Raw genomic sequence first — 24,737 nt, 5'->3', positions numbered from 1 at the left:
ATTAGCTAGCTAACTATCACTTTTTGCTGTAACGGCGAGTGGTAACGTAAAAGTAAAAGTCGCGCCTTTTCCGTCTTTGTTGTTCTCTGCCCATATCCTGCCACCATGAGCTTCGACAATGTTTTTGGCAATGAAAAGGCCAAGGCCCGTTCCTCCACTTTCTTTGTCTGTGGAAAACCTTGTGAATAACCGAGGGAGCATATCCGGACTTATTCCTACTCCTTGGTCTCTAACTGAAACGATTGCTTGGTTGCTGTCTGCCTTCTTCCCAGTTGTAATTGTGATGGTTCTTCCTCCCTCTTTTCCGATTTTCGATGAAAACTGTATTGCGTTTCTGACAAGATTTGAAATGACTTCAAATATCCTCAGTTTGTCGGCCACGACGAGCAAGGAAATGGGATTGCCTGATTCGTCCGTGGCAGGCTTGAACTGTATGTCTATGCTTTGGCCCTTTGGAATTAGACTCGGGGCGTCCTCAATCACGTTTTTTACTTTTTCATTTATGTCAACTACCTCTAGGTCAAGCCTAAGGGTGCCGCTTTCAATTCTTGTTGCATCCAGAATCTCGGTAGACAGCTTCTGAAGCCGCCTAGCGTTTCTATCCAGAATTGCAAGCTGTCTGTCAGTAATCTCCGTTTTGGTCTGGCCGCTGATGTAACCTTTTAGAATATCAACCATTCCTAGAATGGGCTGTACGGGCGTCCTCAGCTCGTGCGCGGCAATGTTGACAAATTCCGTCTGCATCTTGTCGTGCTCTCTCAGCTGTTCGTTAGCCAGAGCCAGCGACTCGGCTGCGTGCTTTAACTCCAGAGTCTTTTTCTCAACTACCATCTCTAGCCGCCTGTTCCACATCAAAACCATCGCTGCAATGAGGATCGCGGCTATTCCTATTGCAATAATTATTGCGATGTTAAACGTAGCTTGTTGGTTCAGCAAAAATGCAGTTTCGGCACTCAAAATATGGGGATAAATAATGTACGCCGTCCAAGAGTGCTCGCCGTTTATTAGGATCTCCTTTGACGCGATGGTGACCGCGTTTGGTCCATTTGAGATATCTTCAACTTCAGCCGAATTGATTTTAGACCGCTCCACAAAAGAATTGAATTGCGCTTTTACAGAGTTGGGAATGGTGGACTGGAAGGCACTATCATAGTAATGTGTGCCAAATAGCGTTTTATTGTTGCTGTAGAGGATCACCCCATCACGGTCCATTAAACCCACAGTGCTCCGGAACTCCGGAAGCAGCTGCCTTTCCACAAAATCGCCTGCATTTTTTGTACTGATAGATGCAACAACGACACCACCGAAATCACCGGCGGGGCGGATTATGGGACTGGACATATACAGCCTTGGAACCCCGTCTCGGGAATCGATGACCGTACTTATGAAAGGCTTTAGCGTCTGCTTGGGAATTGTGAAATATTCCCTAAAGCTGAGATCATTTCCGCGGTAATCAGGGAATTTGCCCATGTTTATTTCGCTGTATGTAACAACCTTGCCGTCCTTATCGATCCAGTAGTATCCATCTGTTAGTTCGGATGTAATGGCTTGGGAGGAGTCAAACAGGTTTTGAGCATGCACATCACGATTTTGCACGCTAGGTGCATTGGTAAGCAGCCTCAGGTTACCAGCGATGTCTGCTATCTTGGCGGAGAGAGACTTGGATATGGCATTTGCCTCAATGACTGCATTATCATGCGTATCACTCATTGCGAGGTTGGATATGTGGCGGCTGGTAGAATTATGATACTCATAGGATGCGACTGAGAGCGATATTGCTGCGGCTGCAATCAAAATTATGAGAGCTAGGCTCTTCGTTCGCAACATTGCCAGCTATCGCAAATTCGATCGTCGCTGCTGTAATAATTAAGTTGTCCTTGGGATAATCTTGCTTTCTTTAACAAGGCATTATGAAAGAATTACATAATATGCGGTGATAAAACTTGGGTACATGGGAAAAGTGGTACCAAGCCTATACGAACAAGCTTGCCTTTGTTTCTACTATTACTAATAGCACAGGCCGTGTGATTCAGCCCCAAATAAGAAATAGAATACGAGTGTGATTGCGCGTGTGTCTCTCTCTATGGCAGTAACACCAGACTGCTTCCAATCTATTTCATGATAGAGGGGAGAGGAAAGGGAGGAGAATAATGTATGCAGATTCATGACTCTTGGCTGAACATATATGTAAATGACTTGGCGGTTATCTCTATCTTTTTCCTTGTTGCATTGTGATGAATGGGCTTTTACGGCAGCGATTATTTTTGTTTTCACCAGCACATTGCCCAGTATATCTATCTCTCTCAGTCTAACACTTTATTGGCCTTGCTCTTATTCGCCAGAAACTTCATGATCCTTTGTTTTGATTTAGGATTATGAGGCTTGATTCTTAGCTGGTAGTGGCAACAAGGACACCGAAAATCGTTCCATTCGATGAACAAGCTGCATACCTGGCACCGTTTCTGTCCAACACCGTAACGTCCTCCAACGTGCGATGGAGGCTTTGGGGCCTTGTATCGGACGCATATTCCTTTGCAGCTCATATACTCTGCATGACCACCTCTTCTTCACAATGACTCTTCAGTCGAGTCTCGGCATTTTCCTTCTTTTTTCTCGATAGCGAGTGTAACCTATACTCGTAAGGACCAAGAAGGAGGAGGAAGGGCGTCATCGGCATCGGCGTAGTTGTAGTTGTCGTCATTTTTGTTTCAACTATCCCCTCTCTCTTGCTTTCAGGAAACCTTGGAGTCTCTGTCTTTCTGCCCGGACCTTTTTGGCTTGATCTTGTCCAATGCAGCCTCAAAGTGTCTCATCGAGACCTTTAGTTCACCATTATCTTTCTTCTTGGTGACATGCTCCTTGATAGCAGTCATGGCCGCTGCGTTTACCAGAGCTGCAATATCCGCACCAGTCATGCCATCCGTCATTTCAACCACCTTGTCTAGGTCAACGTCTGAAGCAAGTGGTTTTTTCCTTGTATGGATCTGTAGTATCTGCTTCCTTGCCTCCTTGTCCGGCACTGGCACTTCAAGTATCCTGTCAAACCTTCCGGGGCGAAGAAGGGCCTCGTCAATGATATCCGGCCTATTTGTCGCGCCAATCACCACCACTCCTTTCAAGTCTTCCAAGCCGTCCATCTCCGTCAGCATCTGGCTAATCACCCGCTCTGTTACATGCCCATCGCCTTCAGAGCCCCTGTGCGGTGCTATTGCATCCAGCTCGTCAAAGAACACTACACATGGGGCTGCCTGACGGGCCTTTCTAAAGACTTCCCTTACACCTTTTTCCGACTCGCCGACCCACTTGCTTATCAATTCCGGCCCTTTTATGCTGATGAAGTTTGCTTCTGATGTTGCTGCTACTGCCTTGGCTATCATTGTCTTGCCCGTGCCAGGCGGACCATAGAGCAGCAAGCCTTTGGGTGGACTGACGTCTGCTTGAACGAACAAGTCGCCGTGCTTGAGGGGCCATTCTATCGCTTCTGCCAATTCCTCCTTTACTTGTTGCAGGCCTCCAATGTCTTCCCACTTTACATTAGGCTTTTGCACCAGCACCTCACGCATCGCAGAAGGCTGAATATCTCTCAGTGCCTCGTCAAAGTCCTGTTTTGTAACTTTGATCTTGTTCAATATTTCAGCAGGTATGTTTGACTGTTCTAGGTTAATCTCTGGCAGTATCCTTCTGAGTGAGCGCATGGCGGCTTCTTTGCTCAACGCCTCCAAGTCAGCGCCGACAAACCCGTGAGTGACCTTGGCTATCGACGCAAGGTCAACATCTTGTGTCAGGGGCATGCCCCTCGTATGGATCAAGAGTATGTCAAGCCGGCCCTGTTCATCAGGAATCCCTATCTCTATTTCCCTGTCAAACCTGCCGGGGCGTCTCAGGGCAGGATCAATGGCATTAGGCCGGTTAGTTGCTCCAATCACCACGAGCTTGCCCCTGGACTTTATGCCATCCATCAGGGTCAAAAGTTGCGATACCACTCTTTTCTCAACGTCACCGCTGACCTCTTCTCTCTTTGGAGCTATCGAGTCGATTTCGTCGATGAATATTATCGACGGCGCATTTTCTTCAGCTTCCTTGAAAATTTCTCTTAGCCTTTCTTCGCTCTCCCCGTAGAATTTGCTCATTATCTCCGGGCCGCCTATCGAGTAAAAGTTGGCGTTTGTTTCATTTGCAACTGCCTTGGCAAGGAGCGTCTTGCCGGTCCCCGGCGGACCGTGAAGAAGTACACCTTTAGGAGCCTCAATTCCAATGCGCTCAAATATTTCGGGATGCCTCAAAGGCAGCTCTATCATCTCCCTGACTTTTTGCACTTCGTTTTTCAAGCCGCCAATGTCCTCGTAAGCTACTCTTGGGACTCCTTTGCCTGCAGATTTTGGTACAGAGCCAATTACAAATTCGGTGTTGGCGTCAATTAGCGATGCCACATCTGACGGCGAAGTACCTGTGACGGCAAAGCCAATCCTTCTTCCCATTATGTTAAGCGGAATCACGTCACCTTTTCCGACAACGCGACCTTCCAGCAGCTCTGGCAAGTGTTCCTCAAGGCCTACGATGTTGAGTTCTTCTGTCGGAGCTAGAATTACTTGCTCTGCCTTTTTCACGTTAACTTTTTGGACAGTAACGCTATCGTCGATTCCAACTCCTATGTTATTGCGGGTGTACCCGTCTATCCTGATAAGCTTCTTGTCATAATCTTCCCGCTGACTCGACCAGAGAAGCGCGTAGCTTTTCTTGCCCTTGAAACTAATTTCCAAGACGTCTCCCGCGGACAGGCTGAGCTCCTCCATGATTCTAGGATCAACTAGAGCCATCCCCCTGCCGACAAACTTGGGGTTTGTCTCAGCCACTTTTAGCGTAATTCTATTAGCGTTCTTGCTACCATTTTTTGCCATCTAATTTTTTCACCTCTTTTTTTCTCTCTCTTTTTTTACAACGACAATAAATTATGGGAGGGGAGCATTTTTTGGCCCGTTATTACTCCACCTTCACGTCTGTCGCCTTTGGCTTCGGAGCCTCTTTCAGCTTTATCTTCAGCTCCAGTATGCCATTTGCGTATGTCGCTTTTGCAGACTTGTCATCCAGCGCTACGTTAACAGGTATCTCTGTGTGGTACTTTTTGTCGCCTTTTTCTGCGTGCAGGGTGACCTCCTCCTCTGCTACGCTGACCTTGATGTCCTGCTTTGTCACACCGGGCATCTCTGCCGTGATGGTCAATGTGTTTTCTTTTTCATCCAAGGTGGTATCCACCAGGGGCTCGCGGATTTCGCTCGGCGCTACCAAGCCTTTTGTGCTGGGCCGTATGTTGCCAAATTCTCTCATGTGTGGTTTGCCGTCAGGGCCTACAGTGACCTGGTACCCGTAGTAGTACGGAAAGTTCGTGGCTATTTCCTCAGGTCTCATGTCTCTGACGGTTCTGAACATCCTGTTCAGCATTTCTTCAGCTTCGGCGAACTCTCTGTCGATGTCTTCAAACAGTTGTCTTCCGAAACCAAATTCTCTATCTCTCCACATCTGTGCAAGTTTCACCTGCATTACAAATACACACACAGGGATTTATTTGTTACTCACATCCTGTTAGTAACAGGCAGGGAGAGACTGGCACGGTTTCACAGGGCTATTGCAAGTCGAGCAAGACCTTTGCACTGTCGTCGTTCATCTTTTTTCTCATTCCACTTATGATGGTCCTCAGGTCAGACTCTTTTTCATCTATCAGGTCTGACAGTTCTGCAATAGAACTTGGCGATTCTTTCACTATCATGTAGAGGATCTTTCTCTCGTCTTCTTCAAAGTCCTCCATCCCAATCTTGTGGAGTTTATTGAGTATGAGCTGTTTTAGTGCGCGTAGGTCGTTCAGGCGCGATTCCAAAGCGGACATTTCTGCTTCTATATCGGACAGACTTGACTGTAGTGAGGCTAGTGCGTCCGCTGCATCTTTAGGCATTAAATCAAGCGCCTTGTAGTATTTCTTTGACTCCTTGTGCCGTGACTCTACAATCTCTTGCTTTTTTACCGTAAAGTCATCTTCGGATAGCGAGATGGTCAAAATGAACGAATTATTGAGACGGTAGTATTTTCTGTCCGGTGCACCAAGCTTGCTCTTTTCAGCATATGTTTCAATTAGTCCACTTTCTTCAAGGGCCTGCAGGTGCCGCAATACTGCCTGTTGGCCGATATCTATTTCCCTTGCTAGCTGGTTGAAATACATTGGCTCTTGGGACAGTATAGAGAGTATCTTTCGCCTAGTATCATTTCCCAAAATGTCTAATATTATGTCAGGGTCCATGCGCGCTCGCTCGGCCAAATATCAAGTCACCTTGCCAGAATAAAAAGGAAGAGTTGGGCAGCATGTAGCCATATCATTATTATCCTACATGTCCATGTCGCCCATGCCGCCGCCACCCATTCCGCCGCCCATGCCTCCGGGCTTGGGCATGTCATTTTTTGTCTTTGACGCAGCTATCACATCATCTATGCGCAAGATCATGCACGCTGCCTCTGTAGCGGCATTTATGACCTGCTCCTTGACTGCCAACGGTTCGTAGATCTCCTTTGCTGCCAGGTCAGCCACTTTGCCGTTTATGACATCGATTCCAAAGCGTGCTTTTCCTGTGCTGCTCTTTGACCGGAGATGTACCTGCGTATCGAGTGGGTCCATTCCGGCATTTTCTGCCAGAACTATTGGTATAGTTTCGATGGCATCTGCAAATTTTTCAGCAGCCAATTGCTCCCTTCCAGATAGAGTTGCGGCCCATTCTCGTAGCTTCAGCGAGGCCAGTGCTTCAGGGGCTCCGCCTCCAACCAGTACATGTGGATATTCAACTACGTCTTTGACAGCCATTATTGCGTCATGGACCGATCTTTCTGCTTCGTCAACTACTCTCTGTGAGCCGCCCCGGACTAGGATAGACACCGATTTGGGGTTCTTGCATTCTTCGACAAATACCCACTTGTCAGTCTCTACCTTGCGCTCTTCGACTACCTTTGCAAAGCCGAGGTCACTTGCCGCAAGCTCGTCGAGATTGTTGATAATTCGGGCGCCCGTTGCCTTGGACAGCTTGGACATGTCGCTTTCCTTTATTCTGCGAATTGCCATGATGCCGGCCTTGGCAAGGTAGTGCTGGGCGATATCGTCAATTCCCTTCTGGCAAAGGAGGACGTTGGCCCCTGCGGAAGATACCTTGTCAACCATCGCCTTTAGCATCCTGTTTTCTTCCTCTATGAACTGCTGCATCTGGTCCGGCGAATTGATGTTTATCTTGGCGTCAAACTCGGTCTTTTCAATTTCAAGGGCCGAGTTGATAACGGCTATCTTTGCATTTTCGATTCGTTTTGGCATCCCGCCGTGTACTACTTCCTTGTCAAGCACGACGCCATGGATGAGTTTGGTGTCCTGGATGCTTCCGCCGGCCTTCTTTTCTACCTTGATGTTGTCAATATCTACCTTATACTGGTCGTTGTCGTTGCCACCCCGCTCCGCAACAGCAAGGACTGCATCAACTACCATTTCAGAGAGCTCTTTGGAATCTGCTGAAACTATCTTTGAAGCCATTGATGTGTGGGCGATCTTGTTCAAAAATGCCTTGTCGGCGGGATCCACCTTGGTGGCAATTTCGCGTAGTGTCTCGATGGCCTTGTGCGAAGCTTTCTTGAAGCCTTCGACAACTACGGTAGGATGGACATTCTTTGTGATCAGTTCCTCCGCCTTTTCCAAGAGTGACCCTGCAAGGACAACTGTAGATGTCGTTCCGTCGCCGACCTCGTTGTCCGTCGCCTTGCTAATCTCGACCATCATCTTTGCCGCCGGATGCTGCACGTCTATCTCTTTCAAGATTGTGGCGCCGTCGTTTGTTATGGTCACGTCGCCAAGCGTATCGACGAGCATCTTGTCCATTCCACGGGGTCCCAGTGATGTGCGAACAATTTCAGCGATTGCCTTTGCGGCAGTGATGTTGTTTCTCTGTGCTTGGTTGCCTTTTGTTTCTGACGTACCTTCCTTCAAAACTACTATAGGAACTTGTTGTGCTGACATAGATTTTGTTCACCTATGTTAGTAACACCTAGTGTGTAACGGGATATTTAATTCTTGTTTTTACATTCTCCATAGATGCTTACAAAAAGGAATCTATCAGGCGTTTGTTCATATTGTGTGGAGATAAATTCATTATGTGAATTGCTTGAGCACAGTTGTAGCAGAAAAGCATGCTCGTAACAACCGACGAAAAACAGCCATTGCTACCCCGCAGTCTGAAAAGTTCTTTGAAGAAATTGGAATAATGTAAAAGATGGAGAAAAGAAATCGTCGTTTCAGCCGCCGCCAATAACACCTGCGGTCATTGAGAAAGTTGTAAAGACTGCGGCAAAGCATAGTATTGAGATAAAGCTATACCTGCTTATGTGCGAGCGGCTGTGTCTGGAGAAAGGCAAGTATGACGGTAAGCAACGAGCTAAAAGGCTTTAAAGAACATGACATGAATGTCGTCGGTCTACCGTTAAAAGTCGACAAGGACATGTAAAGGCGGCTCCGAAAATTCATACAGATGTGGCTAAAACTTTGTAGTTGTTGCTTTTGCCTCTTCCTGAAACTTGTGACCTTGATTACTATAAGCAAGTTTGAATTCTTCGATCAGGGATTGTTTTAGTATCTCGGCCAAACCCAGCAGCTCGTTGATATCGTTCAAATCCGACATCCGCCTCGGATCGATTCCTAAAGACCGCAGTTCGGTGATAATATCGCCTAGTCGGATCCCATCCAACTTTTTTCACCCGTTATAGTGAATAGGAAAGCATCAATGATAAATCTTGCCATGATTTTCGTCAAAGATTATTTTCAGAATCAAAATATCACTTAAATGCTAACGGCTCGACCTTCTCATATCATAAAGCGTATGTACGATTCAACCATATCTTTTATTAGGGCTCAAATACCAATAATTTTAAATTCCCTGATATATTTTACCATATTGGGGGACAGATTGATTTTCAAAACAAGTTCCAGCAACATTATTGATTCCATTTTGCAAAATTTGAGAGACATTCTAGGGGATGAGGTATATGATGTAGTTATGTCAAGGATAATCAGTTGTTACTTTGGAAAAGCGATTAACGTCCGCACAGCCTTGGCGGAAGACCCAGAATTATTTGAAAGCGCGCTTCTATCCTTGCTAGGAGAAATGGGTAAGATCCTTTTGGCGAAATCGTTAGATGAAATTTCAGCCGAAACCATCGGTGGTCAGCATTATTCAAAATCTGGCGACTTTGCAAGATATATCAGAAAGCAGCAAGTTCCTGCAATGGCTAGCCGGAAGCACTAAAAGAAACTAGTTTGCATACGAGAATGCTGTCTATCGACCTATCAGTCATCAACCGTTTGGCTACCTTTTCCTTGCTCTCATGCATATCCATCTTGAATTTTCACTATGAGGTAGAGCAAAGATTTCAATAATTCTAGTCTCTGCTCATCATTCATAAAATTCAAAAACTCTGATTTTACGCCAAGTTCAGTCAATTTGTACCGGTCATACTGAGGATCAGTTTTTGCATTGTTGGATAGAACTGTTGCTGCGGAATTGTTAGCCGCAATCATTTTTGCGCATTGAAACTATTTTATTGTTAATATCCATCATGCAAGCGGCTTTTATTGTTTTTTTAAATCGAATTATAATGGTATACTTCTAACTAGATTCTATACGAGAAAATTTTACATGAAAGCAAAGGTACAGAAGGACAATAACCTCTTTTAGGCAGTGTAAAAAGCGGCACAATCTTCTGCATAAAAGAGGCAAGGCAACAGCTGCCTCACACCTTGATCATTACTCACGTTATGCATACAAATCCTCTAAGGAAAAGAGTGGATCGTGTTTTTATCTACAAAGAGTAAGATGACAACCTCCCCCACCCTCTTTTGTGCTCAGGGCTGTGCCGCTTTTTATGGCCTCTAAAATAGATCCTTAGATAAGTGTTGAGCTCCAAAAGGTCGAGCGGGCAAAATAGTGTCAATGCTGATAAACCGCATGCAGAGATTCTATGGTGGATGATGTAGTGACATAACTGGAATTCCAGGCTATTGTCGCTCCATGACCTGACAATTGTCTCATGCGTGAAAAAGTATCGTCATCATCACCACCACGGGCATCCGCAATAACCTTGTTGTCTGTTATAGGAGGTCGAGGCTTAGGAGGTGGCGCTGGCCGTGTATCTAGAGAGTAGCGTTAGAAGTAGCTACAGACACCCATGTCATCCAGTACAAGTACCCTCGCCGAGAACAAGCCAAAACTCGGCGAGGGCGGGGTCAAGAGATGTTTGAAGCACGTTAGGTGCAAGCCTAACAAAACATTATAGAAGATTTCTACAATAACAACCAGCTGGTCAAAAATGAACAATACAAGGATGATTTTTGTCATGGTCAAGCCCCTACCATGATCAGACGCGAGCTAGAAGGTAGGGGCTGTCACGGCCTGTCTATCGGGCGCTAATCGGCACAACTGCACGCCCGACAATGTTCGTACCCTCTCATGATAAAAATGATTTTCGTACTTTAACCAAATACTTGGTAGCAATTCGATAATCTTTTCTAATATGAATTCGTACTGAATTCATGATAACACCTAGAGAAATCGACTGCCCTGATTGTGGTATGCCGAACGAATATTCGCTAGGTTCGTGTCGTAGATGCGGGCTTGGGCGCGAGGCGTTCGACAAAATCGAACGGCAGCAAGACATCGAGATAGCAGCCAAGAAACTCGAGGTAAAAACGAGAGCCAAGCCTGACTTTTTGGGCTATCTGATATCTACAGCCTAGCAGTCAGATGCGGCGTCGTTAGGCGTCAGCGGCTTTTTTTTGCCTTTTCCATCTCACTCTTTTTCTTTCACAAGTTTCAAAGTAATAATTTTTTATCGTCTACCACGAGGTTTAGCGTCTTGGCGAGCGAATGACGGAATCTTGTGCAAAAAGTATTTTCATAACAACTAACAGGTCAAAATTTGCGCTTCGCTTGATTTATTCGCATAGGCAGATTTTAGCAAAGTGAAAAATAAAGAGCATAGAGAGACTTTTTGTCAGCGAAAAACCCCTACCACAAAGTATGAACAAGCGAGTAGGGGCCACTACGGTGTTTCTAGGTAGGGTATCAGGCGCAAGAGCCAGCACATAGTTATGCGCCCAACAGTACTAGTTCGCAGAAATAATAAAAATGACTTTGCATTTTGCGGTTTTTCTGATGTATGATCACAATAATCGGTTTCGCGTTGTAGTGGTTCCTGATTCCCTTAAGCGTCACGCCTGCCAGCTCACAAGTAATGCCAGCTACAGAGCTTTACAACGGCCTGTCAGGTTTTTGTGCGTAAACAGAATACAGGATACTCTTTTTTCTGCACTTCTATCATTAGTGGCGAGCTCCCAAATCGATTTTGCAGGAAATATACCCTCTTTTTCAATGCAATATTCAGCAAGCGCAGTTACGGTGATACTAATAATCCACGAGACTGCAAACAATTGTAATGAATAACCACTTTCGTTTTGTGAGTGCGACGGCATAATCTTGCTTTCTTTTTATGCGCGCCGTACCTCATACGTTTAGACGCGAGACGGTAAAAAATATCCAATGAAGGCCGGAATAAAGTGGTGACGGACGACGAGGAAAAGGAATTAAAGGACGAAGTTTATTCCAAACTCAAGGCACTTGGAGTGAATGTTGGAGCTGTAAAAGAGCTCAATCTTTCTCTGTCTGACCTTCAAGAGTTTTATCGGAAAATCAGCGAGCTAGTTGGCATTGATCCTAATTGGTATCAGCATGGCAATTAATATGGCAGTGAAATTCAGCTTCGTCAAATTCGAATAACTCTCCCATTTCTCTAGCCGCCCTATGGAAAAAGAGAAATGCAAAACATGCAATGGCCGGGGATATGTGCTGACCGGTACATCCACTGCGACTTGCGAAAGGTGCAAAGGCAATGGAAAGATTAACTCCAATACGATGAGCAGTTATTTTGGCTAGAGAACCTTGGGAGATCAGGGGAGCAGAAGTGGACAGTCGTTGTTGTGTCGGATTTGGGGCATATTGCGATGGAGACTCTGCTCAGCCTGACCCCGTTGTTATAAACACTAGAAGCTGCGTACTATATCAGAGAATAGAACAAGAGTGGTCAATTAAATGGGTAGATTGCCCACTTTATTACCACAATACTAGACAAACCACGTTGGTTGCGCATTGTCTTTATCACATATTAGGAAAGGACGATATTGTACCAGCATTGGCCGGCGGCTCAAAGAAAGCGATTTACGCCGCACTGTTTGGAAATCTTGGAATAGCCATAGCCAAACTCATTGCTGCTATATTTACCGGCAGCACGGCAATGTGGGCAGAGACCTTTCATTCTTTCTCGGACACATTTAACCAGATACTATTACTCGTTGGAATAAAGACTAGTACCAAGGCCGCTACCGAGCGGCATCCATTTGGATACGGAAAAGAGCAATTTTTCTGGTCCTTTCTAGTCGCCACAATGCTTTTTGGGATTTCCGGCGTGCTTTCCTTGGAGCAGGGTGCCACGTCGTTGTTGGTCGCGCCGCACCATATCCAAAACGTCGGCATCAGCTACATAATTCTGGCAGTATCTGCGGTATTTGAAGGAAATGCTTTGAGGATCACATTCATGTTGTTCAAACAAGCGATTGAGGCAAGGGGAGAAAAGGTCAGTCTTCACACTCTCTACAACGAGTTTAGGGAAAGCAAGGACCCCTCTATTCTGACAGTCATGGTCGAGGATTGCGCCGCTCTTCTCGGCATCGCCATTGCTGCACTAGGGTTATTTCTCTCAGAAAGTACCGGCAACACAATCTATGATGCCATCAGCTCGCTTGCCATAGGAGTGATTCTAATGGTCTTTGCTTCATTCTTGGCAAAGGAAAACAAGGCTCTTTTGATAGGCGAGGCAATATCCAAGAAAGAAAGAAAGAGAATAGTCGATTCTGTGCTGCAGATTCCCGAGGTTAACAGAGTAGTCTCCCTGCGGACGATGCACTTTGCCCCCAAGGACGTGCTTGTTGCAATGGAGGTCAACCTAAAGGATGGCTTGGATACCGACAAGATAGAATTGGTGATAGATAGGATAGAGAAGCAGGTAAAAGCAACCATTCCATACATCAACCCCTCAAAAATCTACGTCGAGTTAGAACAGGACAGTTGTCCGACCGATTTCAAAAAGCCGGAAAAGGGAAAATGATTGAAAAAGGGACTTTTGATAAAACCAGCGTAGAAACACGCTTTTACTGATTATCAAGTGAACCTATAACGTAAGCGGAGCCAGGAGGATTTAAACACAGACGGATATTGGGTTCAGCACTATCATGCCATATCGAAGAGCGAATCAAGCCCTGAGGATTAAATGTACCTGTACGGAAAAGTGGCAGCCGCTCGTCCCTAACCCATATCGCACTAATTGCACGCTGCCTGTCTCCTATACTCGCTGGAGGAAGATTCTCTTGGAAGAGACCGTCTGCGAAGGCAGGCCGTATTAGAGTTAGTTGAGAAGAGGAGAGAGCACAAGTGACAAGAAGTGCCAAAGAGGTGCACAGCAACGTTTCCTTTATTTTGATATGGGGCTTGAAATACAAAGCATGCCCGGGGTTTCTCGGGCTTGTATATTGAGAGTTGAATCGTGTGAGGTATAGCCGCAGCTGCGTATTTTAGTTGCTCATCTTGGGGTTTGAAAATTCTAGTTGGATTGATTGAGGGATATGTGAAAAGGCCCTACTCGCCCGCTTCCAGAAGGCTTTCGGGCCTATGAACACAGAAGCATTTGCAGTGGTCATGATGACGTACTGGTGTCAAGTCGTAACAGGTTTGGAAGTTGCATTATACCCATCATCCCCGTTTATAGGAATTCGCTAGAGAAAGTTACAAAAGTATGATAATATCAGAGCATTAGCACTGCAAGAATATTCGGGTTGACGGGATTCTCGCGCAATTCGGGCCACTCACCTATCGTGAGTACGAGGAGATGTTACCTGCTTGCGGAGGCTGAATACCTAAAGACGTACGATGAGTTGCGATCACTGTACCCAAGTTAAGTTAACTATTCTTGACCATATACGGTCATTAATGATGCTGTATATCATATTGTGAGGTAATGTTATGGAATGAATCATTACTACAGGGTAAAGGTAACCTGTGTTTCATGCGGAACCGCGGAAATTGTTCAGGAATTCAAAGACGTTGAACGAATTTGTCTAAAGCATGCAACCTGCAGGGACAAGCCAGCATTTTCGCTTTTATCGCCGCAAGAGTCACACAAAAATTATTTTATTGAAATTCTAGCGCCAACAAGCGTTGGATTGAATTGAAATTCAAAGTCGTAAGAGTTCCTATTTCTTGACATCTTTTGACTCCGCTAGTAATTTGTTGCTTTTGTCTGCGCGAGAAGTTTCCCATCCGCATCTATGGCAGCTTCCTTATCGGTGTTCGCCTGTCTAGCGATTACAAGAAAAGCAGCAGAGTATTCGTAGTAGTTGCAAGTTGTATTTTCATCAGTATTATCACTGAACATCCGCGCTTGCGTTCACTCTTCTGTTCCTATTTGACAGCCGACTCCTAAACTGTCGACCGCAGCATAGGCACCTGCTCCTTTCGCTGTAGAAGAATTTCTCGCAGCCAGAGCAGTATTTCATGCCTACGTCGTACAGGCTTGTGTTGTGTCCTTTGATGCCAATGTCACGGCATTTTCCAGTACAAGGGGCTGGCAAAAACGTTCTGCTCCTATTTGGACTGGAGCAGATTCTGCTGCTGCTCCTCTTTTTGCGCCTGTCGTATTATGCCCTGCAACCATTCCAGAGCAGACCATTCTCTGTCGAGTTGCTGCAGCTCTGAAACATCGGCTGTTTTGTTCATTTCTACCTCTTTTGTATCCATGAGCGTTTGTATGGCCTCGATGGAGCGCGGAGCATTTTCTATTGTTGATATCCATGCTTGAACTCTGTCATCCGTTGCAGCCGACGACGACGAGGAAGAAGGAGGAGGATGATGATGTATTGAAACAAGATGTTTTCTCTCATGCTCGAGATGGACTTGTATGTATGTGTCTAGGAAGTCGTCCATATTTTCCGGAAAACTTGCAAGCTGATTTAACAAAGCTGGCACTTTAGGGGGAGGGGGTGTGTATCTATATGTTGTAACATCTTGAATCATGTAAAGAAAAAGAAAGAAGAAGCCTAGGCCGCGGCTTTCGGCTTGTCCTTTTGTTTTCGACTGGTCATACGATGCGTTCGTACTTTTCTGCCGCACTCTGGACAGTGGGTAATTCCCAACGGTCGACGTTCATGGCAGGTGCTGCAAAATGTGTTGGTGGCGTAAATTGAATTGCTCATGTGCTCTCTCCCCCGTTTCCTCCTCCCCGATTCTAGTATATTTTCTACTATAATTTATCTAATATGGTGACTAGATTCTTGAACTTAGTACCAAAGTGGCAATCCTTGAATATCAAATAGAGAGAGAGGAAGAGAAGAGCAGCATCATCGCTTCACGGAGACGGAGGACTGTTGCCTCCGCTACTACTGTCAAATGTTGTTTCCCTTGTGATTTTTTCGTTATATTCCATCGCAAACTTTCTTACCAAGAAGATGGAGACAGGTATCTGCACTGCCAGACCTACAAGTACTCCAGCGTAAGGAGGGCTAGCTTCCTCCAGCGGGCGTGTCAAAAATCCAAAAGACACACCGAGGATGAAATTTATTATGAACAACAGCCAGAATTTTTGTATCCTCCATCCTGCATAAATTGAGAGAATGGGGATGAAAGAGTAGATAATCATGCGCCGGACATTTACTTGCTGCTTTGGCGGGTCCCAGACCAATTAGGGTCTCAAATCCGAATACTTTGCGGCGCTATTAAGGATTTTTAGGTAAAAAGAGTCTTAACTCTCGGCGTGGATATCTGTATTGTCGGAGTATCGGATAGGTTGCTCTGGCTGGCCTTACTCAGCATGGAAGGGCCCATTCTATCCGGCCAAACTGCCAGTAGGAAAATGGCTCCAGTGTAACAGGATAAAAGGTGTATCTGACTGCCAATCGAGACGCTTTCCTTGCGTTACTGTGTGCATCTGGCATGATTTGAATTGCGAATAGGCAGCATTCTTTTTGTCTTTTATTATTGCATGTACAATTGCCCGTAGTCTAACTGCGTCCTGTCATGCATCAAAAAATCTAAAAACGTAATTATTAAAACAGTCCAAAAAGAAGCACTGCTAATTTTGTTTCTGCGCCAAGACGGCGTAATAATTATAGCAAAAAAGCGCGATATTACAGTCACAGGTCTTTTTTGAATGCAGTACAGGACAGTCAAACGCCTTGGGTCCGGCGGCTTTGGAAACGTCTACCAAGTCGAAGGAGAAGACGGCAACACTTACGCCATGAAGCTCCTGAAAAGCGCCGACGTGGTGAACAAGAAGCGCTTTGAGCGCGAGATCAAGATACTGGCTACCCTTGATCACCCCAACGTAGTTAGGATATACCAATGGAACCTCGGGGGCGACCCGCCAGACTTTAGCCCATGGTATGTCATGGAGTACCTGCGCGGTGGCTCGCTTCGAGAGCACATGGACGAAAAGTTCCATGACAGGTACGTATTTCAGCGCAACAAGTCCTTAAACTCGATAATCCTGCCAATATGCAACGCGCTTGCGCAGGCCCACAGCCGGGGCATATACCACCGCGATTTAAAGCCAGACAACATCATGTACGTGGATGACGACAGGACCGCAATCAAGATAACGGACTGGGGACTCGGCAGGGATATCAACAAAAAGTCGTTGATGCTAACTGCGGAGATAGGCCAAGTCGGAGGCGACCCGGGCTATTGCGCGCCCGAACAATGGTTTTCCAGCGAAAACCTTGACGGAAGGGCCGACATTTTCTCGATGGGGGTGATGCTGTATGAGATGATGACTGGCAGAAGGCCGGCGCACTATGACAACCGTATGGGCAGGCCTGCCATCGAGCCAGCGTCAAAGTTCCATCCAAGCATATCGCCTCAGATGGACAGGCTAATACTGAAGATGCTCAGCATGCACCAGGAAGATAGGCCCCGGTCGGTCTGGGAGCTGATGTCAGAGATAGAGAATTTGCCTGACGCCAGATACTACTACTAGGGAGAAAGAAAGCCTTTGCAGGACACGCAAAAAAAGAAGAAGAAGGAAAAAAGGAGAGAGTGGATATGGTATATTTGGATGCAGATATAATATGAGAGTCCACCGTATTTCTGCCATCACACTCAAAGTAAACGAGATGGAAAGCTCGTGCCGGTTTTATTCAAAGATACCGGGCTTTCGGGTGGTCTATGGGGGCGCCCCTGACGATACCTTTTCGACGTTCGAGATTAGTGAAGGTGAAAGGAAAGCATACCTCAATTTAGAGCTAGCAGAAGAAATGACCGAGAGAAAGGTTGGGATTATGATGACGCAAGCAGACCTAGAACAAGAAAAAGAAGAAGAAAGGGAGCAGGGAACCGGCAGCAGCGATAGCAGAAGAACCGATTTTGGGAGAATAATATTTCATACGGAAAATGTCGACGACCTCTACAGGTACATGAAGAAAGAGGATTTTCTCTCAAAGCATGCAATATTTGAAACCGAGCCCGCCGAAGCTCCCTGGGGCGAAAGATTCTTTCACATTAGAGACCCAGATGGTTACCAATTGTCCTTTGCTCAGCCTCTCAAGCGGTAAAGGTAAGACTGTAACTGGTCTGGTCTTCACGACCAAGACGGGCCCCGCCCTCTCTTTCAAAACGGTGACCTCCCGGAAATGCAGAGGGCGGGGCATATATGCAGCGACGCCCATCGAGGATAGGAGTTGCTGACATGCGTCGCACGTTCGGATTTGGGCACCCGTAAACTAAGGAGCGGGCAAACGGATACGGACACAGTAAGTCTCTACCTAGCGCATACGTAAGCGACGACCCGCTCATTCAGCTTACGAGTAGTATTCTAGCGTAAAATACAATATTTTATTTTTTCGATAGCGGCAAATGTTAGTTGCGAGTCGCCCATCAGGGGCGGCAAGCGATGCCCACACTGAGTAATGGCCACCAGAGGTAAGGACTGCAACATCCTGAGGGCAAAGAGATCAGACGTCCGTTCCGTGCCCTACCTTAACGATGAATCCACAACTCATCTCTGGCTTGAACTTGCCTTCAATTAACAAGCAATATTTGGAATAGAGGTAATACTTGCAATCCTTGCATTGAAAGCCGGCTGCGCCTTTGTTTATGACATGGCCTTCTTTGTACTTCAATTTCCTTCCCGCCTCCTTCACATACAACCAAACAATATCACCAGGAAGCATCCCATGACCCTTCGGTGAAAAGAATCTTGACATGCCCTCTTCATTATTGATTCTGCCTCGTACAATGTGACATCTACCCTCGTCACCCAGATTGAATTTGCATTTGACACAACAAGACTGGCCATGCCTTGTTTCTTCCACTGAATATCTTGCTTGGTTCTTTGAGATTTTTCTCTTTTCGTAGAGTACCTGAAGAAAAAAGGCATCGGCTTCCGACATTTCCCGCTCGTCTTGGAACCCTTTTGCCTTTGCGTCTGCAGATTCTTTCGCTCCCACAAAATCTGATGTGCACAAGCGTTATTTTTTTGATACTATCCAATTATCAACAGGCCGCATTTGACCAAACCACTTATGATAATAATGTACAAGATGTTGTGAAAAAAGGAAGGGCGCTTTGGGGCGGGCATAGTAGAATCAACGGTTCAAGTTATTCAGCATTCTTTCCACCTTTCGTCGATTCAACTTCTAACTCTTGAAACTCCTTATCCTCTTTTGATTTTGCCTTGGTAATTGGCTTTAACGCCTCCTTTGTGAGGTCTACTTTGGTTCCATCAACGTCTGCTATCTTCGGTTTCTTGTCCTTTTTATCAATATTCGAGTTTGCGGTCATGTTGATATTACTCAATACGAAAATTAAGGAGATTCGTCAAAAGGCGACGGATATCACTAATGGAGCTTGAATATTTTTGTGTTTTCCAATCAAGATGACGGCTCCAATAACACTTGTCACTGCGAGAACTTTTCATAAAGAAACTAGATATGGGCAGGCTCGTAATTCGATGCGAGGTCTGCGTTACCTTCAAACGAAACGCTGGAAAAATACCCAAAATGAGTTTAACTCTGGACAGGAAAATCAATAGAACAACGCTGGAAACTGCCTACACTGATTCAATTGAAGCTATATTCTTAATATCGGAGCATCAAATTAGAAGGTCGTCGGCCACGGTTCAACTTGGCGTAGCAGCCAGCAACCAATGAACATGGCCGACAACAACACACGCGTCTAATCCTTGGCCCGCTCGGTTCATGAGGAATGAATTGGTGCGGGCCGAGTTTTTACAATACTAGAAAGTGGAATTATTTAAGTATGGATCAGCAGCAAGCTTTAGTCAAAAAAAGACGAAGGTGTGTATGCGGCAGAGTGCTTGTGGCTCTGCATTCAACTTGGGCATGGATTCTCTCTGAATACTTCAACATTTCCAACTTCACGGCCTCTGCCAGTGCGTCCAAAGGATCTTCCCAGCTACATCAGAGGCTTTGGCGTAAGGAGACACATTGGCCAATATCTTAGTCCACTAACTTGATCGGTCACGGCTATGCTTGATGCCGGAATTCAAAAGGGAAGTGGACCTGAATATTTACCGCATCCCCGCCGGCATGACCGAAACGACGACGAGGATGGGAACTTGGATTTAGGTTTTCAGGTGTGTGTTGAGGTGCGAGACACCCGATGAGAAAATATTGGAAAATAAATAATTAAAGATTTTTGACCATGCATAGTGCGAGCAATGATGGTCCGAATAAAAAATAAAAGAAAGGAATGAGCAGATTTGGACGATCAATCTACTCCTCAAGCTTGCCGCTGTTATTCCTTACTTCCTAGTACTTCTTACACCACGCTGGTAGCACTTTTTCCAAAGTACGCCTTGACATGTGGCCGGTACAGATAATAGATAACTACACCTGCAATGATGATGTTGACTATCGCTCCAAAGTTTCCGCCTACTAGTGAGACGATGCCCATGATGACGCTGATGCCTGAGAGGATAATAGTGACCGTCCAAGCCCATCCTTTTCCCTTGAATAGGCCCCATGCCACTATGAAGGACACTATGCCAAGCACGATGAGAACAGCTCCTACTGCTGCAGCGCCTCCACCCAAGAGTCCTACAAGGGCCATCTGTCCACCTGCGTTTGGATTGACAGTAGTCATGGTCGGCAGCGCAGAACCTACCGCTGCCAATCCTACACCGCCTATCAGCATGATGATGCCGCTGATGACATTTAGGATGGCGATTATGCTAACGCCCAACGGTCTTGTTCCCGTTCCAGTTGTCGTTCTCATGACGTTATAACGATTTTATGATATTAATGAGATTGGCTTTGTTCCAGAAAAAGTTCTTCGATAGGCGGGATAAGGAGCTCCTCGATACGTAGCTAGTAGGCGCCGTCGGGCGAGCGGTAGCGGCGTGATGGATATGGGGAGTTAAAGATATTACATAAAAAAAATCCAGCCTAGACGGGCCCCGCCCGCCCGAGCCGCGCTGCACACCCAAAGATGGAGGACGGGGCATACAGACCTCACTAGTCAAGGACACACACACATACGGACTTCGTGCACATGGGTAGCCGCAAGCCATGAAGGTGCGGGCAAACGGATACGGACGTTAAGTCTCTACCTAGCGTATACGTAAGCGACGGCCCGCCTTCTTGTAGCTTACGAGCGAATATGCTAATGCGAAATTCAATATTTTATTTTTTCGATAGCGGCAAAATAGCAATAGCCAAAGAAATCCTCAAGACATCAGCATAGCGTCATTCACACTAGAGGAAGGTGAGAGTGAAGGAATAGGCAAAGAATCTGACTACTTCTTTGGCAAGTGTTTTAAGATATTGCGTCGAGAATACATCTCAAGATGTCTTCAGATATCCTCCGCTGCAAGGAATGCGGTATGGTATTTGATACTCTAGAGGCGTTGGAAGACCACGTGAAAAATGAAAGACAAGAGATTGAAGAACGTCACAAAGGAATCGATGACGGCTAGCGACCACCAAGATCTGGAGCTGACAGATATAAGCCTGGCCACCTCCCTCATGAAGAGCGAAGAGCCAAAAACATAGAATGCCAATAATGTTACATAATGATAGACTCTTTCCAATGAAGCAAAATATTACATCAGATTGGGCCTCGTTCAACCCGCAATCCAAGCATACGCCAAAAGACCTGCTCATCGTGTCACAAGACGAATGTCCTTTGCGCCTTCTGACGGGTCAGTGTTTTCGCCCGCCGCACTTGCAACGTTTAGTGACTCGGGGAGAAAAATAAGAAAAGGTCAGGAGGCGCTGGTGCTATTAGCCACACAGAGCCCTCATCTGACCCCGTCTTAGGCAAGATGGAAAGGGAAACCATCTGCATTGATCTGGATGTCGCTCAAGACTATAAGGGTTGAGTGTACATTGAACGAAAGTGCATCTTAAATGCAAAAAAGTCCTTAATAATAGTTCTACTGTAATGATTTATGTCACATAAGTACGAAATTAGACGATCCTCCCGACACAAAAATGCCTTACCTTCTTACTGTCACTTGTGCTCAAAGCCAGCAACCAACGATGTACTGTTCAATACCCAAGAATTTACCGTTATGCAGAGATACTGCGATGAATGTTTGTCGAAGGCTGAATTTGACACGCATCTAAAGAGCAGCGATTATCTTAAAGGAACGACTTCCGGAGTAGGACCTCGAATATCCATTTGTTAATCTAACCTAGCAGAGGATGTTTACCCGGTTCAGAATTGCCGAGCCAAGAATATTATGAAAAAGTCAGATTATTGATGATCTCGCTCTATTCTTTGTCAATCCTGATTTATGGGTGCACAATTCTGTATTTGATGGTTAAATGGTACAATTTTACGTCATTCTTGATTACATGAATGACTAATCTGCATATTCTTGATTTAGCGAGATACTCTTTATTATCAGGAGATGAAAGTGAAAGTACCGGCCAACGTTGTGCCAATAGGTGTTGGCCGGTGATTTCATCCTACCCCGCGGGCTTGTTCACGCTGGTTTGCGGGGTAGATTGATTATGATTTGACAAACAACAATCAGGGGTATAAAATTATCGCTTATGCTAAATACAGCAACCTATTTTCAAAAAGAATTCAATTGGTCAATCGTCAGTCTTTTTTCTTATCTTTGATTCTTCTTCGGTCCTCAATAAGGAAAAGGTCAGGGGTGACTGGCACAAATTGCTCAAGTCCTTACCTGCTGCAAGCCAGCCCAAGCCTGACCCCCCTCTCCCCCTGTTGGCTCACGTCGAGGGATATTCGTCCGGCACAATGAGACGCATCCATACGAACGTGACAGGAACTTTAAGCAGTTTCGATACCTGTTTATGCGATGATTGGAAGAAAATTCCAGGGTATCAAAGGTACCCTGTTCATTCCCCGCCCTGTCGCCAAGTCCGTATCCTAATCCTCCGGCAGGGCGGATCCTTCCTATCATGCGTTTTTAATCTTCTTCAGATAGGCGGCACTGATGAATTCTTCTCTTCTCTTGCAGGCTGAAAGGTTTTCGTTTTTAGTCTCGCCTAGTTGTTCATCTTCTGGAAAATGCCGAAGCTCATTATTATTTTTTTGACGGCGAGGTCTCTCTCGCTAAATCTATATGCTCTCATGCCCTGATTGTGGCTTACTTTTGGAAAAAGGCTCTCATTGGACGCTGAAGATCTAACATATTTCTGGAAATGCGATTCATGTCACAGATGGAGTTCAAGTTGGACCAGGTGAAACAACGAATTGCTGATGCCTAGACGCCGCCATGTGTAACGACCAGCATGCTCGAAACTAGAGTGTGGTCTCACTCTCTCTCTTTCTTCATCTCCATCTCTATCTATCTATATATCTTGCACTATATGGTGCAAGTTGCATTAGATGATATGATGGCCCATTTAATTGTGGAATTTTGTTCTATTATCTGATATACTAAGTAGTCATTAGTATTGGCAACAACGGTGACAGGCTGAGCAGAGTCAGAGACATAAGCTACATGACCAGACCCCTCCCACACCACCATCAAGCCCACTCTCTGCTCCCCTGATCACCCGAGTTAGAGCCGTGGAAAGAGTTCATTACGTCCCGCGCCCTTGCGCTGTGCCATTAGAGGACGCGGGATGTTTCTATCTCCGTTCGACAAGGGGAAAAGGACCGTTTATTCGGTGCGAATTAGCATGACCATCAACTACCAAATCGGCGGTGTCGACTGTTGAACTAACAAACGTCGGATTAAAAGTAAAATAGACAAAAAGAATACTACTAAAACTAGTAGACACGGTCAAAGCAGGTATTATCACATACAATACAAATTTGGTTAATTTTCTGATGCAATAAAACGCCCAGAGGTTAGAATCGGTATGAAGGTAAAGACTATCTGCAGCCTACGCTTACTTTATGATTTACTACAATAGTTCTTTAATCTCATCTGATTATTTAGTTTCACAGGTCATATCTAGCCAATAAAATGAAGGCGCGTAATTCTGACAGAAAAAGAATTAAGGTTAATTGGCAGCCAACCAGGTAAACGAGATATATAAATAAAAACCAGAATACCCTCGCCACGCCGCTAAACGCGGCGAGGGCGATAGTAGTTCTGATTTGTCAGGTGTGTTAGGGCGCACACTTGACAGAATCTTCTGCAAAGAATTAACATAATAATTAACCGGTCAATATGAGACAGGACGAAGAGACTTTCTGTCATTAAAAAGCCCCTGCCAAAAAGCATGAACAAGGCGGCAGGGGCCGGTCGCTATGTCTTGGGGTCATAGTGTTTCTACTTGCTCAGGCACGTTTGCACTTATACCTGATAATGACAATATTGCGAGTAGAGTATTATTGCTTGATTAACTCGGTAAAGTGTCCGCATTCTATCTAAATGTCATGCATAACATTTGTCTTGTTTTCTTCAGTTATGAAGATGCGAATCAATAGAGATTGTTAATTTGTCGAACACCATTTTTCAAACATATGTTAGAAGAAACAAGCCCCTACTTGCAAAGCCAACAAGTAGGGGCGCACATTTGTGCGCGCATGCCCCTGAGCAAGCCGGCCGCCATAGCGCGGTGTACAATATTATACGATCGTCGAAATAAAATGAGTTTGCAATCTTGAATCGATATTGTACGAAAATCAGCTCTAAAATGCAGCTTCAGCTAGTATTCTGAGCTAGCATAATTTTTCTATTCGCAATTTTCGCGGACATTCTCAATTGCAGTTGTGTTACAATGTACACTTATCAGCCGATGAGCAAGTCTTAAGAACGATACTAGTTGATAGTTTACTATCAGGCACTGGCACAACCGTGCCTGAGCAAGTCGAATATAACACAACCTAATACCCCCGCCCCTGTCGCGGCCAGGAGCACAATCGCGGTAGGGGCAGGCTTGATAATAAACTCGTCGGCAACCCGATTTTTCTTATGACAGCAATTTTTGTCTATTTGCGAACCGTATAAAGTAATACAATAAATCATTGTAGCACGCAGTAGATAACATACACGCAATATATCATGGTAAAGCGCATCGAAAAATCATATTTGAACGAAAATAATAATTAACGGCGCTTGCAACTGTTCGTGCCGGGCATGGTGGTGTAACGCCCGACCTGTCATGAAGCACGAACGAC

At 45.5% G+C, this 24,737-nt stretch carries 18 protein-coding genes; 6 read left to right on the top strand and 12 right to left on the bottom strand.

Going from position 1 to position 24,737, the window contains the following annotated elements; all coding sequences use genetic code 11:
• Positions 1 to 9 precede the first annotated feature (9 nt).
• The 6 genes from ACYOR7_RS13465 to ACYOR7_RS13440 form a co-directional block, all read right to left on the bottom strand.
• Positions 10 to 1,827, bottom strand: coding sequence for a sensor histidine kinase (locus ACYOR7_RS13465; protein ID WP_479914240.1), 1,818 nt, complete (start codon positions 1,825 to 1,827; stop codon positions 10 to 12).
• 905 nt (positions 1,828 to 2,732) lie between these two features.
• Positions 2,733 to 4,898 carry a CDC48 family AAA ATPase gene (locus ACYOR7_RS13460; protein WP_479914239.1) on the bottom strand — a complete coding sequence of 722 codons (2,166 nt, stop codon included), beginning with the start codon at positions 4,896 to 4,898 and terminating at the stop codon, positions 2,733 to 2,735.
• Between the two features lie 82 nt (positions 4,899 to 4,980).
• On the bottom strand, positions 4,981 to 5,532 hold the full coding sequence (hsp20, locus tag ACYOR7_RS13455; RefSeq protein ID WP_479914238.1) for an archaeal heat shock protein Hsp20: 552 nt from the start codon (positions 5,530 to 5,532) through the stop codon (positions 4,981 to 4,983).
• Positions 5,533 to 5,620: 88 nt separating this feature from the next.
• Positions 5,621 to 6,307 (bottom strand): ArsR/SmtB family transcription factor, encoded by a 687-nt coding sequence (locus ACYOR7_RS13450; RefSeq protein WP_479914237.1) that lies wholly within the window; start codon positions 6,305 to 6,307, stop codon positions 5,621 to 5,623.
• A 66-nt stretch (positions 6,308 to 6,373) separates the two neighbouring features.
• Entirely contained in the window at positions 6,374 to 8,035 is a 1,662-nt protein-coding gene (gene thsB / locus ACYOR7_RS13445) for a thermosome subunit beta (RefSeq protein ID WP_479914236.1), read from the bottom strand.
• Between the two features lie 514 nt (positions 8,036 to 8,549).
• Positions 8,550 to 8,759: a hypothetical protein gene (locus ACYOR7_RS13440; RefSeq protein WP_479914235.1), complete on the bottom strand. Its 210-nt coding sequence runs from the start codon at positions 8,757 to 8,759 to the stop codon at positions 8,550 to 8,552.
• A gap of 132 nt (positions 8,760 to 8,891) precedes the next feature.
• On the opposite strand from ACYOR7_RS13440, the gene ACYOR7_RS13435 reads away from it, so the two are divergent.
• Entirely contained in the window at positions 8,892 to 9,317 is a 426-nt protein-coding gene (locus ACYOR7_RS13435; RefSeq protein WP_479914234.1) for a hypothetical protein, read from the top strand.
• Positions 9,318 to 9,394: 77 nt separating this feature from the next.
• Here ACYOR7_RS13435 and ACYOR7_RS13430 read toward each other — a convergent pair whose 3' ends face one another.
• Positions 9,395 to 9,589 carry a hypothetical protein gene (locus tag ACYOR7_RS13430; protein WP_479914233.1) on the bottom strand — a complete coding sequence of 65 codons (195 nt, stop codon included), beginning with the start codon at positions 9,587 to 9,589 and terminating at the stop codon, positions 9,395 to 9,397.
• Between the two features lie 2,034 nt (positions 9,590 to 11,623).
• Between ACYOR7_RS13430 and ACYOR7_RS13425 the strand changes: the two genes are divergently transcribed.
• The gene (locus tag ACYOR7_RS13425; protein WP_479914232.1) at positions 11,624 to 11,806 is read left to right on the top strand and encodes a hypothetical protein; all 183 of its coding nucleotides are present in this window, start codon (positions 11,624 to 11,626) and stop codon (positions 11,804 to 11,806) included.
• A gap of 185 nt (positions 11,807 to 11,991) precedes the next feature.
• Positions 11,992 to 13,227, top strand: coding sequence for a cation diffusion facilitator family transporter (locus tag ACYOR7_RS13420; RefSeq protein ID WP_479914231.1), 1,236 nt, complete (start codon positions 11,992 to 11,994; stop codon positions 13,225 to 13,227).
• Between the two features lie 1,532 nt (positions 13,228 to 14,759).
• On the opposite strand, the gene ACYOR7_RS13415 is transcribed toward ACYOR7_RS13420, so the two are convergent.
• Together ACYOR7_RS13415 and ACYOR7_RS13410 are read right to left on the bottom strand one after the other, a co-directional pair.
• Positions 14,760 to 15,098: a hypothetical protein gene (locus ACYOR7_RS13415; protein WP_479914230.1), complete on the bottom strand. Its 339-nt coding sequence runs from the start codon at positions 15,096 to 15,098 to the stop codon at positions 14,760 to 14,762.
• A gap of 421 nt (positions 15,099 to 15,519) precedes the next feature.
• The gene (locus ACYOR7_RS13410; protein ID WP_479914229.1) at positions 15,520 to 15,852 is read right to left on the bottom strand and encodes a hypothetical protein; all 333 of its coding nucleotides are present in this window, start codon (positions 15,850 to 15,852) and stop codon (positions 15,520 to 15,522) included.
• A 468-nt stretch (positions 15,853 to 16,320) separates the two neighbouring features.
• Between ACYOR7_RS13410 and ACYOR7_RS13405 the strand changes: the two genes are divergently transcribed.
• The gene (locus ACYOR7_RS13405) at positions 16,321 to 17,145 is read left to right on the top strand and encodes a serine/threonine protein kinase (RefSeq protein WP_479914228.1); all 825 of its coding nucleotides are present in this window, start codon (positions 16,321 to 16,323) and stop codon (positions 17,143 to 17,145) included.
• Between the two features lie 91 nt (positions 17,146 to 17,236).
• On the top strand, positions 17,237 to 17,719 hold the full coding sequence (locus ACYOR7_RS13400; protein ID WP_479914227.1) for a VOC family protein: 483 nt from the start codon (positions 17,237 to 17,239) through the stop codon (positions 17,717 to 17,719).
• A 399-nt stretch (positions 17,720 to 18,118) separates the two neighbouring features.
• On the opposite strand, the gene ACYOR7_RS13395 is transcribed toward ACYOR7_RS13400, so the two are convergent.
• The 3 genes from ACYOR7_RS13395 to ACYOR7_RS13385 all read right to left on the bottom strand — a co-directional run bounded on the left by ACYOR7_RS13395 (position 18,119) and on the right by ACYOR7_RS13385 (position 20,402).
• On the bottom strand, positions 18,119 to 18,613 hold the full coding sequence (locus tag ACYOR7_RS13395; RefSeq protein ID WP_479914226.1) for a hypothetical protein: 495 nt from the start codon (positions 18,611 to 18,613) through the stop codon (positions 18,119 to 18,121).
• A 151-nt stretch (positions 18,614 to 18,764) separates the two neighbouring features.
• Positions 18,765 to 18,947 (bottom strand): hypothetical protein, encoded by a 183-nt coding sequence (locus ACYOR7_RS13390; RefSeq protein ID WP_479914225.1) that lies wholly within the window; start codon positions 18,945 to 18,947, stop codon positions 18,765 to 18,767.
• 999 nt (positions 18,948 to 19,946) lie between these two features.
• Positions 19,947 to 20,402: a DUF7144 family membrane protein gene (locus ACYOR7_RS13385; RefSeq protein ID WP_479914224.1), complete on the bottom strand. Its 456-nt coding sequence runs from the start codon at positions 20,400 to 20,402 to the stop codon at positions 19,947 to 19,949.
• Between the two features lie 650 nt (positions 20,403 to 21,052).
• On the opposite strand from ACYOR7_RS13385, the gene ACYOR7_RS13380 reads away from it, so the two are divergent.
• The gene (locus ACYOR7_RS13380; protein WP_479914223.1) at positions 21,053 to 21,178 is read left to right on the top strand and encodes a hypothetical protein; all 126 of its coding nucleotides are present in this window, start codon (positions 21,053 to 21,055) and stop codon (positions 21,176 to 21,178) included.
• Positions 21,179 to 24,737 lie beyond the last annotated feature (3,559 nt).

This window comes from Candidatus Nitrososphaera sp. 86-2, from assembly GCF_056726185.1.
This window is presented reverse-complemented; position numbering and strand designations above follow the sequence as displayed.

Excerpts from the sequence above, each read along its gene's own strand:
- ACYOR7_RS13415 (WP_479914230.1), bottom strand. The coding sequence starts at position 15,098 with ATGGACGACTTCCTAGACACATACATACAAGTCCATCTCGAGCATGAG.
- ACYOR7_RS13385 (WP_479914224.1), bottom strand. The coding sequence starts at position 20,402 with ATGAGAACGACAACTGGAACGGGAACAAGACCGTTGGGCGTTAGCATA.
- thsB (WP_479914236.1), bottom strand. The coding sequence starts at position 8,035 with ATGTCAGCACAACAAGTTCCTATAGTAGTTTTGAAGGAAGGTACGTCA.
- ACYOR7_RS13390 (WP_479914225.1), bottom strand. The coding sequence starts at position 18,947 with ATGACCGCAAACTCGAATATTGATAAAAAGGACAAGAAACCGAAGATA.
- ACYOR7_RS13400 (WP_479914227.1), top strand. The coding sequence starts at position 17,237 with ATGAGAGTCCACCGTATTTCTGCCATCACACTCAAAGTAAACGAGATG.
- ACYOR7_RS13430 (WP_479914233.1), bottom strand. The coding sequence starts at position 9,589 with ATGATTGCGGCTAACAATTCCGCAGCAACAGTTCTATCCAACAATGCA.
- ACYOR7_RS13465 (WP_479914240.1), bottom strand. The coding sequence starts at position 1,827 with ATGTTGCGAACGAAGAGCCTAGCTCTCATAATTTTGATTGCAGCCGCA.
- ACYOR7_RS13380 (WP_479914223.1), top strand. The coding sequence starts at position 21,053 with ATGAAAGACAAGAGATTGAAGAACGTCACAAAGGAATCGATGACGGCT.
- ACYOR7_RS13460 (WP_479914239.1), bottom strand. The coding sequence starts at position 4,898 with ATGGCAAAAAATGGTAGCAAGAACGCTAATAGAATTACGCTAAAAGTG.
- ACYOR7_RS13405 (WP_479914228.1), top strand. The coding sequence starts at position 16,321 with ATGCAGTACAGGACAGTCAAACGCCTTGGGTCCGGCGGCTTTGGAAAC.
- ACYOR7_RS13435 (WP_479914234.1), top strand. The coding sequence starts at position 8,892 with ATGTACGATTCAACCATATCTTTTATTAGGGCTCAAATACCAATAATT.